The following is a 15,559-nucleotide window of genomic DNA, read 5'->3' as shown; positions in this document are numbered from 1 at the left end:
CGTGTCGAGGTCCGCGACGTAGCGCACCCCGGCCGGTAGCTGCTCCACCGGGTGCCATGCCGACCCGCCCACCACCAGCAGCCGCGCCGGCCGGCTGCGGGTCAGTCCGATCAGCTCGGCCAGCTCGTCCGGCTCGGTGGGCTCGCCCGGCTGGCTGAGGTCGCCGGGATCGACCGGTTCGGCGGGGTCGACCAGTTCGGCCGGGCGGGTCAGTGGGGCAGGACCGGTCAGTTCGGCCTGGTGTACCAGTGGTGCGGGAACGGCCAGTTGGGCTGAACCAGGCGGTCGGGCCGGATCCAGGGGTCCGGTGGAGCGGATCGGTCCGGGGTAGGCCGGTACGGAGCGGGACGACGTCCCGTGCTCCTCGAGGCAATGCCGCCACAGGAAGATCGCACCGGCGCCGGTTCGCCGGGCGGCGGTGGCTACCGCGGCGGTCGGCACCCGGCCGCCGAGCAGCCGTAGCGGTACCCGCCGCTCGGCGAGCCCAGCAGCCAGCGCGTGCAGTGGCAGGGTGTGCTGCTCGTGCGGCGCGCAGGCCAGCAGCACCGGGCGGCCTGGCACCGGCCGGGGCAGGAAGGCCCGGTAGGACCGCAGCGCGTCCATGACCGCTTCGCTGAGGACGTGCTCGACGTCGACGCCGGCCCGGACCCATCGCACTCCGATGGAGACCAGCACCGGCCGCAGTACCAGGTTCCAGGTGTGCACCACGCCCCGGTTGACCAGCAGATCGCCCAGTTGGCCGGTGACGGCGTCGGCGTCCAGCCGGCTGGCGGCCCGCGCCAGCCCACGCACCTCCGGCGTGGCACCCGGCACCGCCAGCACCCGGCCACCGGGACCGCCACCCTGATTGGGCCGGCGTTGGCGGCCACCGGCCGGCCGGGCGATCATCGGCCCGGCGGCCGTCCCCGCGGCCGACGTGCCCTGCTCCGCCAGCACCACTCGGGCAGCGGCGGCGGGAGCCTGGCCCCGGTTCACCAACTCCTGCATCAGCAGCAACCGGTCCAGGTCAGCCTCGGTGTAGCGGCGGTGGCCGCCGTGACTGCGGCCACCGGGGCCGAGACCGTAGCGGCGCTCCCAGCTTCGTACGGTCGCCGGCGCGACGCCCAGCCGGCCCGCCGCGGCACCCACTGAGAGCAGTGTCGCGTCGTCGGGATCTCGAACTGCGTCCGGCACTCAGAAATTATCCCTGACTTTCGGTGAGTTGAACAACTTTCAACACACACTGCGGGCCGAAGTGGGCGCAGTGGTGGCCCGGTTGCGGTCCACGGGGGTGCCTGAGCGGTCGCCCGACGAGGGGCCCGCCCCCTGGAGCTAGTGCCCGACCCGATCCCGGGCGGCTGAGTACAGGTAGCTGTCCGGAAAGCCGGCCGCGGCCAGCACCCGGCCGACCACGATGACGGCGGTCCGGCGGATCCCGGCGCCGCGGACCTGCTCGCCGATGTCGGCCAGGGTGCCCCGCAGGATCTGCTGGTCGGGCCGGCTGGCGTAGGCCACGACGGCGACCGGGCAGTCCGCGCCGTAGCCGGGAATGAGCTCCGCGACGACAGCGTCGATGCGCTGCACGGCCAGGTGCAGCACCAGGGTGGCCGCCGACGTCGCGAGATCGCCCAGCTGCTCCCCCGGCGGCATCGCGGTGGCGCGCCCGGCCGTCCGGGTCAGGATGACGCTCTGGCTCACCCCCGGCACGGTCAGCTCGCGGCCCAACGCCGCCGCGGCGGCCGCGAACGCCGGCACGCCCGGGGTGATGTCGTACTCGACGCCGGCCTGTTGCAGCCTGCGCACCTGCTCTGCCACCGCGCTGAACAGGGACGGATCACCGCTGCAGAGCCGGGCGACCTGGTGCCCGGCCCGGTCGGCGGCCACCAGCTCGGCGATGATCTCGTCCAGGTGCAGCCCGGCGGTGTCGACCAGCCGGGCACCGGGCGGGCAGTGCGCCAGCACCTCCGCCGGCACCAGGCTGCCGGCGAAGAGGCAGACCTGGCACGAGGCCAGGATGCGCTGTGCCCGCAGGGTGATCAGATCCGCCGCCCCCGGCCCGGCGCCGATGAAATGCACCGTCATGGGGTTGCCCTGGTGTAGCTCCACTGGGTCACCGGCATGGCCGGCCGCCAGCCGGTGAACCCACCGACCGGTTCCGCGCGCTGCACCGCGATCCTGATGAGCCGGCCGCCTCGCCGCCGGTACCAGTCCGCCAGCACCGCCTCGGCTTCCACGGTCACGGCGTTGGCCACCAGCCGGCCACCGGGCGCCAGTGCGGCTTCGCAGGCCTCCAGCACGCCGGGCCGGCTCACCCCGCCGCCGACGAAGACCGCATCCGGGACGGGCAGGCCGGCCAGTGCCTGCGGAGCCCGTCCGGCCACCAGTCGCAAGCCGGGCACGCCGAGCGCCTGTGCGTTGGCGGCAACCCGTTCCAGCCGGTCCGGGCGAGCCTCGATGGCCACCGCCCGGCAGGACGGGTGGCTGCGCATCCACTCGATGCCGACGCTGCCGCTGCCGGCCCCGACATCCCACAGCAGCTGGCCGGCCACCGGCGCCAGCGCCGCCACGGTGATCGCCCGGACCTCTGACTTGGTGAGCTGGCCGTCGTGGTCGAAGGCGGCGTCGGGCAGGCCGGGCGAGGCTGGCAGCAGCGCCGCACCCGGTGCCGCGAGAACCTCGATCGCCAGTACCGCCAGCGGCTCGTCAGGCTGCCCGGGCCAGCTCTCGGCGCTGGCGCGCATCAGCCGCTCGCCGGCACCGCCGAGTTCGCACAGCAGCACCAGCTCGCTCGGCCCCAGCCCCCGCTCGCGGAGCAGCCCGGCAACGCCTGCCGCCTCAGCCGCGGAGCCGAGCAGCACCAGCACCCGGCGGCCGGGCTGCAGCAACGGGTGCAGCGCTGCCAGCGGGCGGCCCAGCACGCTCAGGACCTCGACCTCCTCCAGCGGCCAGCCGAGCCGGGCCGCGGCCAGCGACAACGAGGACACCTGGGCAATGATCCGGACCGAGCCGGCACCCAGCAGCCGCACCAGGGTGCCGCCGATCCCGTAGAACATCGGATCGCCGCTGGCCAGCACCACCAGCCGGCGCCGGTGACGCTCAGCCAGCAGCCCCGGCAGCGCGGGCAGCATCGGTGACGGCCAGGGCCGCCGCTCGGCCGGCAGGCCGGCCGGCAGCAACCGCAGCTGCCGCTCGCTGCCCAGCACCAGCTCGGCCTCGGCCAGCGCCGTCCGGGCCGTCGAGCCGAGCCCGTCCCAGCCGTCGGCACCGACCCCGATCACCACCACCGGATGGTCGGCGGCGGCAGCCTGATCGGCAGCGGCCGGGTAGTCGGCAGCCTGATCGGCAGCGGCCGGGTAGTCGGCAGCCTGGTCGGCAGCGGCCGGGCAGTCGGCAGCCTGATCGGCAGCGGCCTGATCGGCGGCGGCCGGATGATCGGCAGCGGCCGGGTGATCGGCGGTCAGCGAGTCACCGGCCGGCTGAGCGGTGGGGTCTGGCACAGCCTGAAGTCTGCCCCAGCGGTCAGTCCCGGGTCAGCGAGGGTGTCCGAAGCAGCACCGGCAAGGACAGCGCCGCCAGCAGGGTAGCCAGCGCGCTGATCAGGGTGCCGGTGAGTGCTGTGAGGCCGGCCAGCAACCACAGGCTGCCGGGCACGGAGTGCGCCAGCGCCGCGGCGGCCACCAGCCCCAGCCCGGAGCCGGCCACCGAACCAGCCAGGCCGATCAGCACCCCCTCGAAGGTGATCAGCTGGCCCAGCCACCGGTCCGTCCAGCCCACCGCCCGCAGCAGCGCCAGGTCGTCCCGGCGCTCGCGGATGTTGAGATAGCTGACGTCGGCGACCGCGATCGCGGCCAGCAGCAGCGTGCTGACGACGGCGAGGTAGTCCACCCGCCGGGCCTGCAACGAGACCACGTCGCCGAGCAGGCTGCCCACCACACTGCCGCGAAAGGCCACCGTGATCGCCAGCAGCAGGGTCAGGCCGGCCGAGCCGACGCCGACCGCGGCCGTTCCCAGTGCGGTCCGCCCCGGCTCGGCGCGCAGGTTCAGGTACGCCAGCTGCAGGGGTCCACGCACCCGCTTGAGCTGACCGCCCCGGATCGGACGGGCCCATCCAAGGCGGTCAGACATGTCCGGTGACGGCGAGGGGAGCGAGGCCCGCCACGCCGGCCAGGCGGCCGCCAGCAGGGTCACCGCCAGGGCCGCGGGCACGGCAGCCAGTGCCCGCCCGACGCTCACCGGCACCCGCAGCGCCTCGGCGGCGATCAGTGACACCAGCGCCCCGGCGACGCCGGCGGCGGCACCGATCACCGCCATCTCACCGAGCAGCAACCGCATCAGCTGACCGCGGGTCCAGCCCAGGCAGCTCAGCGTCGAGAGCTCCGTCCGGGGCGAGCGGGCCGCGGCCGCCGTGGCATTGGCGATGAAGACCCCGCACACCACGAGCACCAGGACGAACAGCAGCAGGCTCTTGCGGTCGACCACCCGCACGACCGCGACGATGACGCCCTTGCGCTGCCATCGCTCGGCAAGCTGCAACTCCGGCCGGCCGGCCGAGCCCGCCGGCAGGACGACGCGCCGGGTGATCGGCGAACTGCCGACGGTGACATCGACGTCCAGGCCGGTCGTGGCTGCCACCGCCTCGGCAACGAGCCGGACCCGTTCCCGGCTCACGGCATCGGTGCCGTGCACGCCCGCCACCCGGACCTTGACGGCGCTGATCGGCGCCGCGTCGCTGACGTTGTCGAAGACCGAGGAATCGGTGAACACCGACGCCGCGTCCAGCGAGGTGAGCATGGTCGGCGCCGGCAGCAGGTAGCCGGCGATGTTGAGGTCGGGCAACAGCGGCTGCCCGCGCAGCAGGGCCGTGCTGGCCGGATCGGCCGGCAGCAGCGGCTCGGTGCGGTAGCCACCCGGCAAGGACTGCCCCGACCCCTGGTCCAGCCGGGATTCATCGAAGGTGCCGATGGTGGCCAGCCGCGGCCCGGCGCCGTCGGAGAAGGTGGACATGGTCAGCAACTCGTGCTTGTCCAGCCGGCGGAATGCGGTGTCGGCGGCATCGGGCGCCGCCGCCACGTAGCCGCGCTCGTCCAGCGGCGCGGTCCAGATGCTCGCCGGATTGTCGACCGGTCGCGGCCGCAGCGTCCCGTCGGGCTCGGTGTCGTAGCTGACCAGCCCGCTGGTCCAATAGCTGTCCACGACCGGATCGGAGTGGGTCCGCAAGCTCTCCGTCAGCAGGTGTTGGTAGGCGGCCTCGGCAGTGATGGAGGCCCTGGTGACGACCGGTCCGTGCTCGGTGTCCAGCAGGGCGTCCAGCCGGTCGGGGGTGAGCCCGGATCCGAACTCGGCGGTCGCGGCGGCCGACAGCCGCTGGACGCTGACCTCGTCCTGATCGTCGAAGCCGGCGTGATCGGCCATCAGGACGGGCACGCTGTGCCGGTCCCGGCCGGGCGCCGACCCGCGCTGTGGCAGGTAGCTGCCGTGGCTGACCGCTCGGTCCAGGCCGGCCAGCTCGGCCTCCTCGCCGGGATCGACGGCCGCCAGCAGGAACGGAAACGTCCACTGCACCAGGATCCCGACGTGGCCGCGGGGCAGAGTGGTGAACCCCGCTCCGTCCGGGCCGTTCACCCGCGACCAGCAGGTGCCGTTGCGCTGGCTGCGCACCGCGAACGGGCTGCCGGTCGCCCTCGGGCGGATCGGGCAGACCAGCCGCATCGAGCCATCGCGTTGGGCGACGGCGAATCCGGGGCCGCCGGGGGAACCGAGCTTGCCGACCTGGCTGACCGCGGTCGCGCTGACAAAGCTGTAACTGATCGCCGGCTGGCTGAATTCACTCAGCCCGCGGGCGCTGCGCCGACGGACCGAGGCGGTGAACAGCTGCTGGTCGGCCGAGCTGAGCTGGTCGGTGATGTCGATCGGGATCGTCACGCTCTGCAGGACGTAGCCCACCATCGCCACCGGGGCCGCCACCTGCACCCCGGCCAGGTCCTCGATCTGATGCCACTGCGCCAGGGTGATGCCACCGAACTGGCCGGACAGGAAGTTGGCGCGGACCAGGCCCTGGCTGGTCTCCAGGCCGGTTCGCGACCCGGCCGGCCGCACCAGGATGTCGTAGTTCGGATTGCCACGAGCGCTGACCCGGCCGCGCAGTTCCAGGCGTTGTTCGGCCACCTGGCCGGTGAGCACGACGAACGCGGTCGTGGCCGCCGCGATGCCCACGATCAGCGCTGTTGCCCGCCACCGGTTCACCCGCAGCCGCACGAGCAGCAGGTGGATCACGGCCCGAAGCCGCCACGGTGAGCGGTCACGGAGCCAGTGTGGCCGCCTTGCCCCGCTGGTGTCACTGTGGCTGGGGTTGGGGCAGGTCACGCACGGACTGCCCAGTGGCCAGCACCGTGCCGTCGTCGGAGATCAGGACGTAGGACGGGAACACGTGGATCTGGTAGGCGTTGCCGATCGGGCCGCCGTCCGGCTCGGACACGATCGTGGCCACCGGAGCCAAGGTCTGCTCGATGTCCGTGCCGCGCCGGGGGTCGCCCACGATCACGGTGATCAGCCGGAAGTCCCCGGGCAGCTGGCTGGCGTAGCCCACCATGCCCGGCAACGCCTCCCGGCAGCCCGGGCAGGTGCTGGAGACGAAGGCCAGCAGGTAGTTCCGGCCGGCCAGCTCGGCAGGGCCCAGCACCGCCCCGGTGCTGGTCCGGGCGGTGAACGGCGGTGCCGGGCTGCCGACGTCGGGACCGCTGGCGGGCAGGGTCACGGCGGTACGCACTGCCGGCCTGGCCGCGGGCGAGCCCTGCAGGGAACGCAGGCTCAGCAGCGAGATTGCCAGCGCCAGGGTCGCGGCCAGCGTCGTGTACCCCACCAGCACGGTGGTGATCGTCATCGTCATCGTCATCGCCGTCCGCCGGACAGCGCCGAGCGCGGCGTCACCGGCCGGCTGCCCTGGTGCCGGATTGCCGATTGCCGGAGCAGCACTCCCAGCGGTCCCGCCTGCCAGATCAGCACGGCACCGAGCAGAACGGTGAGGACCGCGGCCAGCAGGACCGGTGCCGGCGGAGCTGCGGCTGCCCCCCGCAGCCGCAGACCCACGGCCAGCAGCAGGGCAGCCGCGGTCAGCCCGCCGTTGCGCAGGACGGTCCGCCAGCTGAGCCGCGACTGCTTGGCTCCGAAACAGTTGCAGGCAAACCCGCGATGCTGAGCCACCAGCAAGGCGGCGCCGGCGGTGAGGCATCCGAACACTCCCACCGCCAGCACTGCCGCATCCGCCACCGTCACCGGGAGCGCCAGCGCGATCGCGGTGATTCCTTCGACGGCAACCCAGGCGCCGGCCACCAGCCGGGCCCGGGGCAGCCGGAGGCCCATTCGCAGGGTGTCGCCGAACTCCGCCAGCTCTGAGCGATGCCACACCTTGCCGATCGTGGAGATGGCCAATACCAAGACGAGCGCACACCGAACGGACATCAAACCATAGCTGTACACGGACTTCCCCCCGTCGAACGACAAGCCCGTGCTCAGCAGGTACCGATGTCCACCCACTCCAGGCAGTACTGCGTGCAATCCGGGTGGTAGCAGCACTGCCGGCGGTAGTACCGATGGCTTGAGTCGCACCGGTAGTCGTAGAAGCAGTCAGGTGGGCAGCCGTCGATGAGCGGGTGTCGGGTGGATCTCGCCCGCACCGACAAGGCCTGTGCTGCCCGAGTTAGCAGAGCGGTCATGAGCGAATTCCCTTTTCCCGACGTGGTATTGCGTTTGAGGTACGTTAGGCATTGAACTACATTCGGTCAAGCTGCCTTGTGACAATGCACCTAGTCAGTAGGCGTATTGAGTCCGTACCGTGATCAGCCTCAGCCCGGCCCGCTGATTCGGCGAAGGGTGCTGTCCGGATCGGTTCCGGTCAGGTCGCGGTCGCTGACCACGCGCCCGTCGCGCAGTTCGACCACCCGCTGGCATTGGCTGGCGACCGCCGAGTCATGGGTCGCCAGCAACATCGTCATGCCGTGCTCGGCCTGCAATTCGGTCAGCAGGTCCAGGATGTCCTCACCGGTTCGCGAGTCGAGGTTTCCGGTCGGTTCATCGGCGAGCAACAGCCGGGGCCTGTTCACCAACGCGCGGGCGATCGCCACCCGCTGCTGCTGGCCACCGGAGAGTTCGCGTGCGGGCACCGAGGCCTGATCGGCGAGCCCCACGGCAGCCAGCAACTGCTGACCGCGCTCGCGTTTGTCGAAGTCCACCCGCAGTGGCAGCAGCGGCGTTATGACGTTGTCCAGAGCGGAAAGGTTGCTCAGCAGATGATAGCGCTGAAAGACAAATCCGACACTGCCACGAAAGTATGCCGAATGCCTGCCGGACAGCTCGGCAATGTCGATGCCGTCCACCAGGAGACGCCCGGAATCGGGAATGTCGAGGCCGCCGATCAGCTGAAGCAGGCTCGACTTTCCGGCCCCGGACGGGCCGGTGACTGCAACGATTTGGCCGGGCGAGATCGTGAGAGAGACATCGGCCAGCGACGTGACGATGGCCCGGCCCTGGCGCCGGGTCTTGGTCACCGCTGCTAGCTGGACCCGCGCCCCCGCCCCGCCTCCGGACGATGTACTCGCTGGTAACACCACCCCTCCATGATGCTCCCCGGACCCGCCACGGCCGGGTCTGGACTATCTGCGCCGGGGGGCAAAGCCTTGCCCCTATAGTGGTCGCCGTGGCTATCCAACACGCGGTGTTGTCCTTTCTCGCCGATGGACCCAGCTACGGCTATGAAATTAAGACGAATTTCGAGAAAGCGGTCGGGCCGCAATGGGGTGGCCTCAATATCGGGCACGTCTACCAAATCCTCGAACGGCTGAGCCGGGACGGCCTGGTGACCTCGCGAACGGTGTCGCAAGACGTCCGACCGGACCGGACTGTCTACAAAGTCACAGCCGCCGGGCGTCGAGAACTGGACAGCTGGCTGGCCGAACCGACCACCCGGACCGCCGGATATCGTGACGATTTCATCCTCAAGGTGCTGGCAGCCGGCCGGCGCAGCGAGGAACAGGTGCACGAGGTCTGCCGCACCCAGCGCGATGCCCGGATGGCTGAGCTGCAGACCCTGCGTGCGCTGCGGCGCCAGCACAAGGACGAGCCGCTGGCGGCGCTGACCATCGAGGCAGCCATCCTGGGCGTGCAGGCTGACCTGAAGCTGATCGAGATCGCCGACGCCAACGCGTCCCGGCCGCTGCTGGCCGCCAACCCGGCCGAGCGCTCGACGAAGCCGGCCGAGAGCCGCCGCGCCGCCGGTCAGTGACCGGGCCGTCGATCGCCGCCGCCTCGGCGACGACGATCACCCTGGTCAACGCGATGGTGGCGGCGGCCGTCTCGTTGCTGGTCGCCGTCGGAACCCAGGTGACCCTGAGCGTGCGGGACAGCCATGCCCGCCGCTACCTGCGGCGGCGCGCCGCGCTGACCGATGCCCAGGACGCCGCGCTCGCGCTGCGCGGCCGGGTCGGCGAGTACGGCGCGCTCAGCCGGGCCAACGCCGGCCGGCCCTCACCTGAGCTCGAGGCTGCCGAGCGCCGCTACCTCGACGCCCGGGCCCTGCTCGAGGTCGCTCTCAGCCGGGTCGACGACCCGGCCGTGGTAGCAGCGGCGCAGCGCTGGCACTCGGCGGCCGAGGTCAGCTTCATCAGTACCGCTGAGGTCTCCGCGGCCCGGGAGCAGCTGGAATGGCAGGCTGTGAACGCCGCGATCGGCAGCGCGTTGCGAAGCAAGGAGGGCACGTCGGCAGGGTACTAGCGCCACTGCCGGGCCAGCGGCCCAGCGAGTTCAGAGCCCGGACTCAGCTGGCGGCAGCGGTCCGGGGAAGTTCCTCGGCGAGGTCGAAACGGTCGGTGACATGCAACTCGCGAGCCGCGGAGGTGGCGTACTCGGCGAAGTCGGCCGGCGCGCCGACGAGCAGCACCGAGTTGGCCTTCTCCTCGGCCAGCAACCGCTCGATCAGCTGGTAGGCGAACGACGTGGTGCCCGAGAGCAACTTGGTGGCATCGACCACGACGTCCTGTCCCACCACTGGCCCGAGCGTGCTCACCATGTCGTCGGCGTAGTCGCGACCCGCTACCAGTCGAGGCAACGGCAAGGTCCGGACGCCCACGACTTCCCCCCTCAGCATGTCAGCATCATCACCATCGGCCTTCCGACGGCCCTAGCATGCCAGCTGCTCAGCCGTCAACGATAGCGTCATCGTCTCACTAACCGGCCCAGTCGTACAGCGTAGGGCTGCCGTGTCGGGCGGCGGTCACCGGAACCCAGCCCTCGAACATGGTTCCGGCGAACCCGCTGGCAAGCTCGGCATGCCGCCGGCCGCGAGCGTTGGCGGTGGTCACCTCCGATCCACTGGCCAGCAGCACCTCGCCGCCCAGCCGGCTGACCACGGTCACCGCGGTGGGCAGACCGGTGCCGTGACCGGGGCCCTGCCGCCTGCTGGTGCCCGACAGGGCCATCGTGATCGCCATCCGGTCGTCCTCGGCACCCTGGCTGGCCAGGGTGCCGAGCAAGCCCACGCCCGCGTCGGCGACAGCGAAGCGCAGCACCCCCTGCGACGGCAGCGTCTGGGCCGCCATGAAGCCGACCGTTCCGGAGTGGTCGCAGACGTTGGCCCCGATCTCGGCCAGCGCGGTGTGCAGCGCGTGCGCGATCTCGGCGTCGTGATCGGCCACCCGGTCATGGACCAGCGCGCTCAGATGCCGGACATCGCCGGCGGTGGCCAGTTCGGTGACCTCGAGCAGGCTGTCGCTGCGGTCGAGTTCGCGTCCATTGACCGGCAGGTCATGGCTGCCGCCGAAGTGGTCGACGATCGCGCCCAGGTGCATCCGGGAGGCGTAGCCGGCCTGATTGCCACGCAGCCCGCTCAGCCGGAGCCGGGAGCCGCACGCGGCGGCCCGCTGGGCGATCGCGGCTGCTCCGACCAGGTGCAGCGGGTCGAGCCAGGACAGGCCACGGAGGTCGAGCACGAAATCATCGTCAGCGAGCTGGACCGCCAACGACTGTAGGCGGCGCGACGCTGGCATCGGCCTGGTCACTGGCAACGTCCCCTCATGTCCTGCGCTAGCAGTGACCACGATACGGCTACGGTCTGTCACTAATTATGCGTCGCTGGTGAGCACGCATAGTCACGAACAGGCCGCAACCGCAGCCGCGCCGAGGGCCGGGGCGCGGCTCAGCTCAGCGCTGGCGCCGCTTGCGCCGGTCCAGGCGGGACAGTCCCGATTCCGCCGATCGCAGCGCGCGGGCCATGGCCGAGCTGGGGTCACGCCGGGCGGCCGAGGCCGAAGCGCGCCGCAGCACCGCGCGGACGACCGGCACGGCGATGGCCAGCAACAACCAGGTACGCAGTCGGGACGACAACAGGACCCACACGGTGACCTCCAGGAACGTCGATCTTCAGCAGCTGTCCCTCCAACCTAGTGAACCGCCCCGGCCGCCCCTGGTGCCGGAGGGCGCTAGGGTGACTGTCTATAGGCATTCTGTCTAGATAACCGTCTAGGCCTGGTCGGAGGATGCGATGGCGCGCAGTGGCGGGTTACCGGCCGGCGAGCAGGCTCCACCCCGGCCGGCGCTGCCCGCCCTGACGCCGATGCTGGCCGTCGCCGGCGAGCTGCCCAGCCCTGCCGAGGACGACCGGTGGGCGTACGAGACCAAGTGGGACGGCTGCCGGACCCTGGCCTTCCTCGACGGCGGCCGGGTGCGGCTGCGGTCGCGCAATGACCTCGAGGTCACCGTCAGCTATCCGGAGCTGGCCGGACTGGGTACCCGGCTGGGTAACCGCACGGCCATCCTGGACGGCGAGGTGGTTGCATTCGGCACGGACGGGCGCCCCAGCTTCGCCCGGTTGCAGAGGCGGATGCATGTCGGGCGAGCCAGCCAGGCACAGCGGCTGAGCGGCACCGACCCGGTCCGGTACCTGATCTTCGACGTGCTGCACCTCGACGGCTCGGCCACCACCGGGCTGCCCTACCGGCAGCGCCGGGAGTTGCTGGCGGACCTGCAGCTCGACGACGGCAGCTGGCAGTGCCCGCCGTACTTCGCCGGCAACGGGGCCAGCGTGCTGCGCGCCAGCCAGGAACTCGAGCTGGAAGGCGTGGTGGCCAAGCGGCTGGACAGCACCTACCGGCCCGGCCGGCGATCACCGGACTGGCGGAAGATCAAGAACGTCCGCAGCCAGGAGGTGGTCGTCCTGGGCTGGCAACCCGGCCACGGCCGGCGGGCCGGCACCATCGGATCGGTGCTGGTGGGCGTGCCCGGCGAGGCCGGGCACGCGGGGGCGGCCGGCAGAGCCGGGAAGGACCGAGCCGCCAGGATCGGGGCGGCCGGCCTGCGCTACGCCGGCAAGGTCGGCACCGGATTCACCGATGCCGCGCTCATCGCCCTGCACCGGCAGCTGCGCCCCCTTGCCCGCCGCACGCCGGCCCTGGAAACCCCGCCGCCGCCGGCCGAGACCGGCAACGCGCAGTGGGTCGAGCCCCGGCTGGTGGCCGAGGTCGGCTTCGGCGAATGGACTCCGGACGGGCGGCTGCGGCACCCGGTGTGGCGGGGGCTGCGGCCCGACAAGTCGGTGTCCGACGTCCGGCTGGAGAGCTGAACGCCGCCGGTCAGGCCTGGAGCTCGGTGAGCACCAGCGGCAACTGGTCGAGCAGTTCGCGCGCCAGGAAGCCCAGCGAACCGACCCGGGCAGCCAACCGGTCCCCGGCCGCGGCGTGCAGGTAGGTGGCCCAGCAGGCCGCCTGGACGGGCTCCGCACCGCGAGCGAGCAGGCCCACCAGGGCGCCGGCCAGCACGTCACCGCTGCCGGAGGTCCCCAGTCCGGAGTGCCCGGCCGGTACCTCCCAGCGGTCCCCGGCAGGTGTGACGATCCGGTTGTCGCTGCTGAGCACGGCCCCGTAGCGCTCGGCGAGCAGGCGCTGGGGATCCGCCGGGCCGTCCGTACCGGAAGCCGGGCCCGAGCCCGAGCCGGCCGGCTCGGACTCGGCTTCGAGCAACCGTTCCAGCTCCTGGTGGTTCGGGGTGAGCAGCAGCCGGCCGGCCAGGGCCTCCCGCGCCGCGCGTGGCAGCTGGCCGAGGGCGCCGATGGCATAGGCGTCGAGCACGATCGGCAGGTCCTCATCAGCCGCCGACACCAGCGCGGCGATCAGGTCGGCGGTCTCGTCGATGTCGTCGAGCCCGGGACCGATCAGGATCGCGGCGGCACTGCCCAGTGCCCGCTGGATAGCCTCCGCCGAGCTAGCCGCGACCGAGCCGGCCGCGGTCTCGGCCAACCAGAGCACCGCGCATTCGGGGACCGCGGCAGCCACCGGGCCGGCCACCGACTCCGCCACCGCCAGGGTCAGCACCCCGGCTCCGACCCGCAGCGCGGCCTGGCCGGCAAGCATCGCCGCACCCGGCGCGGTCCGGGCTCCACCGATCACCAGCACCCGGCCGCGGCTGTTCTTGCCCCCGTCCGGCATCGGCAGCGGCCAGTCGCGCAGCGCGGCCGGTGTCAGGATCTGCTCAGCGGGCGGCATCGATCTCTCCCGGATGCTCGGTGGCTCGGGCGCCGTAGGCCTCGAGGTGCTGGTCGTCGTTGTACACAGCCGTTCGCCAGCCCGGTTCAGCGTCGTCTCGCACCAGCCGGCTGATCGAGGCGTTGGTCACCGAGCCGCTTCGCGCGATCTCGAACACGCTGTCCTCGTCGAGCTGCTCGCAGACGTAACGGAACAGCAGGATCACCGCGTCATGGGAGACGATCAGCTGCCGGCCGCGCTGGGGGCCGCGTTCCAGGTCGGCGAGAAAGGCCCTGATCCGCAGCACCAGGTCTGCCCAGGACTCGCCGCCGGGCGGGCGGTAGTAGAACTTGCCGAGCCAGCGGCGCCGCTCGGCCTCGGCCGGGAACTGGCTGCCGACGCCACGCTTGGTGAGCAGGTCGAGCACCCCGAGCTCGCGGTCGCGGATCCGCTCGTCCTGGCGGATCGCCGGCGGGTTCGCGAGCTCGGCCAGCGCGGCCTGCGCGGTCTGGCGGGCTCGCAGGTAGGGCGAGGACCAGACCGTGTCGGGCAGCCGGTCCTGGTCAGCGGCCAGCCACCGGCCCACCGCCCGCGCCTGCTCGACACCCACCTCGGACAGCGGCACGTCGGCGTCTCTCATCGGCATCGGGATGGACAGCGCACCGGAGGACTCGGCCTCCTCGCGCGCGACGTTGCCGATGCTCTCGCCGTGCCGCACCAGGATCAGCTCTGTAACTGCCATCCGCCGACCATATCGGCTGCCCACCTGGGCGCTGCCGGGATGGGCACCCGACGCCCCGGCAGCGACTGCTCCGCCGTTCAGCGGCTCACCGCCGGCGCGCCGCGTCCGCCGGGTCCTGGCCGGTCTCGTTCACCCGCTGCGCTACCTCGCGCAACTTGAGTTGGCTGGTCTGGGACGCCTTGACCAGCAGGTCGAACGCGGCCGTCGGCCCCAGCCGATGCCGCTCCATCAGGATGCCGACCGCCTGGCCGATCAGCTGCCGGCTCTCGATCGCCGCCTTCAGGTTGGCCTCGTTGTGCGCCCGGGCCAGCGCGATGCCGACCTGCACCGCCAGCACCGGAATCAGCGCCGTGGCCGTCGAGTCGAAGGCGTGCGGCCGGCTGGAGTACAGGTTCAGCGCGCCGAGCCTGCCCCGCGGGGTGGCCAGCTCGCAGGCCAGCAGGCTGCCGGCGCCCAGCGCCTGGGCCCGGGCGGTCCAGGCCGGCCAGCGGGTCTCGGTTCTCAGGTCATCGATCAGCAGCACCTCGCCTTCCCCCCACAGTGCCTGCAGGGACGGTCCCTCGCCGAGTTCGTACTGCGCCCGGTCCCCCTCGGTGGCCAGCTCGCCGGTCGAACTCGGGGTGGACAGGGTGCCGGCCTTGTCCACCAGCGAGATGCTTGCCTGCTCGGCCCCCGGCACCGCGTGGACAGCGGCCCGCACCGCCCGGTCGAGGATCTCCTGGGTGCTGTGCTGGCTGGCCAGCGCGGCCGCCAGGTCGGCGAGTTCGGTCAGCAGGCGGGCCGGTGCCTGGGCCGGCGCACCAGCCGCCGGTCCACCAGCCGCCGGTCCACCAGCCGCCGGTGCACCAGCTGCCGGCACGCTGTGCAACTCCGGATACGCGTCCTCGGGCACCGGCCGCAGTTGCCAGCTGAACGTGGCGCCACCGGGGTGCAGATCGGCCACCAGCCGGCCGATCACCTCGACCTCCATCAGGCTGCCGTCGGGCCGCAGCACGCCGGCCCGGCAGGTCGCCGGCTCGCCGGAAGCCCTCAGTCCCGACAGCACGCTCCGGATCCGGCCGCGGTCGGAGACCTGGAACTTGGTGGCCAGTGGCCGGCCGGCCCGCTGGCCGGCCAGCGAGTGACCCAGCAGGGCCTCGGCGGCCGGGTTGAGCTGCTGGACGATGCCGTTCTGATCGGTCAGCAGGTAGGCCGTGGTCGTCTCGGCAAGCAGCTGCTCGTAGCTGGACTGGGCACGCAACAGCGCTTCCCGGGCAGCTTCCAGCTCCTCGTGCTGCGCCCGCAGCTCGGCATCGGCAACCACCAGTTGCTCGCCCAGCTCGGTGAGCTCGGC

Annotated in this window: 16 protein-coding genes; 3 read left to right on the top strand and 13 right to left on the bottom strand. The window is 72.2% G+C overall.

The features are described 5' to 3' along the window. The 7 genes from VF542_RS03635 to VF542_RS03605 all read right to left on the bottom strand — a co-directional run. Window positions 1-1,173: MerR family transcriptional regulator (locus VF542_RS03635; protein ID WP_408650342.1), on the bottom strand; the 1,173-nt coding region annotated here is incomplete at its 3' end. A gap of 138 nt (window positions 1,174-1,311) precedes the next feature. Further along, window positions 1,312-2,061 (bottom strand): precorrin-4 C(11)-methyltransferase, encoded by a 750-nt coding sequence (gene cobM / locus VF542_RS03630; RefSeq protein WP_408650341.1) that lies wholly within the window; start codon window positions 2,059-2,061, stop codon window positions 1,312-1,314. After that, window positions 2,058-3,263: a precorrin-6y C5,15-methyltransferase (decarboxylating) subunit CbiE gene (gene cbiE, locus VF542_RS03625; protein ID WP_408650343.1), complete on the bottom strand. Its 1,206-nt coding sequence runs from the start codon at window positions 3,261-3,263 to the stop codon at window positions 2,058-2,060. The genes cobM and cbiE overlap by 4 nt, the downstream gene beginning before the upstream one ends. 235 nt (window positions 3,264-3,498) lie before the next feature. Then, a complete protein-coding gene (locus VF542_RS03620) occupies window positions 3,499-6,252 on the bottom strand; it encodes an FtsX-like permease family protein (protein ID WP_408650340.1) in 2,754 nt (917 codons plus the stop codon). Between the two features lie 61 nt (window positions 6,253-6,313). Beyond that, on the bottom strand, window positions 6,314-6,865 hold the full coding sequence (locus VF542_RS03615; RefSeq protein ID WP_408650339.1) for a TlpA family protein disulfide reductase: 552 nt from the start codon (window positions 6,863-6,865) through the stop codon (window positions 6,314-6,316). 2 nt (window positions 6,866-6,867) lie between these two features. Further along, a complete protein-coding gene (locus tag VF542_RS03610) occupies window positions 6,868-7,437 on the bottom strand; it encodes a MauE/DoxX family redox-associated membrane protein (RefSeq protein ID WP_408650338.1) in 570 nt (189 codons plus the stop codon). Window positions 7,438-7,820: 383 nt separating this feature from the next. After that, window positions 7,821-8,522 carry an ABC transporter ATP-binding protein gene (locus tag VF542_RS03605; protein ID WP_408650337.1) on the bottom strand — a complete coding sequence of 234 codons (702 nt, stop codon included), beginning with the start codon at window positions 8,520-8,522 and terminating at the stop codon, window positions 7,821-7,823. 149 nt (window positions 8,523-8,671) lie between these two features. Between VF542_RS03605 and VF542_RS03600 the strand changes: the two genes are divergently transcribed. Together VF542_RS03600 and VF542_RS03595 are read left to right on the top strand one after the other, a co-directional pair. Beyond that, a complete protein-coding gene (locus VF542_RS03600) occupies window positions 8,672-9,256 on the top strand; it encodes a helix-turn-helix transcriptional regulator (protein ID WP_408650336.1) in 585 nt (194 codons plus the stop codon). Next, window positions 9,253-9,744 carry a hypothetical protein gene (locus VF542_RS03595; RefSeq protein ID WP_408650335.1) on the top strand — a complete coding sequence of 164 codons (492 nt, stop codon included), beginning with the start codon at window positions 9,253-9,255 and terminating at the stop codon, window positions 9,742-9,744. The genes VF542_RS03600 and VF542_RS03595 overlap by 4 nt, the downstream gene beginning before the upstream one ends. Window positions 9,745-9,787: 43 nt before the next feature. Here the strand turns inward: VF542_RS03595 and VF542_RS03590 are convergent, their stop codons facing one another. From VF542_RS03590 to VF542_RS03580, 3 genes are all read right to left on the bottom strand, one after another. Continuing rightward, window positions 9,788-10,117, bottom strand: a complete 330-nt coding sequence (locus tag VF542_RS03590) for a hypothetical protein (protein WP_408650334.1) — start codon at window positions 10,115-10,117, stop codon at window positions 9,788-9,790. 79 nt (window positions 10,118-10,196) lie between these two features. After that, on the bottom strand, window positions 10,197-10,958 hold the full coding sequence (locus tag VF542_RS03585; RefSeq protein WP_408650333.1) for an ATP-binding protein: 762 nt from the start codon (window positions 10,956-10,958) through the stop codon (window positions 10,197-10,199). Between the two features lie 211 nt (window positions 10,959-11,169). Further along, window positions 11,170-11,364, bottom strand: a complete 195-nt coding sequence (locus VF542_RS03580; RefSeq protein WP_408650332.1) for a hypothetical protein — start codon at window positions 11,362-11,364, stop codon at window positions 11,170-11,172. 145 nt (window positions 11,365-11,509) lie between these two features. Here VF542_RS03580 and ligD point away from each other — a divergent pair, with 145 nt between their 5' ends. Next, window positions 11,510-12,586 carry a non-homologous end-joining DNA ligase gene (gene ligD / locus VF542_RS03575; protein WP_408650331.1) on the top strand — a complete coding sequence of 359 codons (1,077 nt, stop codon included), beginning with the start codon at window positions 11,510-11,512 and terminating at the stop codon, window positions 12,584-12,586. A gap of 10 nt (window positions 12,587-12,596) precedes the next feature. On the opposite strand, the gene VF542_RS03570 is transcribed toward ligD, so the two are convergent. The 3 genes from VF542_RS03570 to VF542_RS03560 form a co-directional block, all read right to left on the bottom strand. Beyond that, window positions 12,597-13,505: an NAD(P)H-hydrate dehydratase gene (locus tag VF542_RS03570; RefSeq protein WP_408650330.1), complete on the bottom strand. Its 909-nt coding sequence runs from the start codon at window positions 13,503-13,505 to the stop codon at window positions 12,597-12,599. Continuing rightward, a complete protein-coding gene (locus tag VF542_RS03565; protein ID WP_408650329.1) occupies window positions 13,492-14,226 on the bottom strand; it encodes a histidine phosphatase family protein in 735 nt (244 codons plus the stop codon). Before VF542_RS03565 ends, VF542_RS03570 begins: the two co-directional genes overlap by 14 nt. Window positions 14,227-14,311: 85 nt before the next feature. Beyond that, a partial coding sequence (locus VF542_RS03560; protein WP_408650328.1) for an ANTAR domain-containing protein occupies window positions 14,312-15,559 on the bottom strand: 1,248 nt, incomplete at its 5' end.

It is taken from the genome of Jatrophihabitans sp. (genome assembly GCF_036389215.1).
Taxonomy (GTDB): domain Bacteria; phylum Actinomycetota; class Actinomycetes; order Mycobacteriales; family Jatrophihabitantaceae; genus Jatrophihabitans_A.
The sequence above is the reverse complement of the archived record's forward strand: the minus strand, read 5'-3'. Positions and strand labels throughout refer to the sequence as shown.

Coding starts and splice junctions, on each gene's coding strand:
- cobM (WP_408650341.1), bottom strand. CDS start 2,061: ATGACGGTGCATTTCATCGGCGCCGGGCCGGGGGCGGCGGATCTGATC.
- VF542_RS03615 (WP_408650339.1), bottom strand. CDS start 6,865: ATGACGATGACGATCACCACCGTGCTGGTGGGGTACACGACGCTGGCC.
- VF542_RS03610 (WP_408650338.1), bottom strand. CDS start 7,437: ATGTCCGTTCGGTGTGCGCTCGTCTTGGTATTGGCCATCTCCACGATC.
- VF542_RS03590 (WP_408650334.1), bottom strand. CDS start 10,117: ATGCTGAGGGGGGAAGTCGTGGGCGTCCGGACCTTGCCGTTGCCTCGA.
- ligD (WP_408650331.1), top strand. CDS start 11,510: ATGGCGCGCAGTGGCGGGTTACCGGCCGGCGAGCAGGCTCCACCCCGG.
- VF542_RS03570 (WP_408650330.1), bottom strand. CDS start 13,505: ATGCCGCCCGCTGAGCAGATCCTGACACCGGCCGCGCTGCGCGACTGG.
- VF542_RS03565 (WP_408650329.1), bottom strand. CDS start 14,226: ATGGCAGTTACAGAGCTGATCCTGGTGCGGCACGGCGAGAGCATCGGC.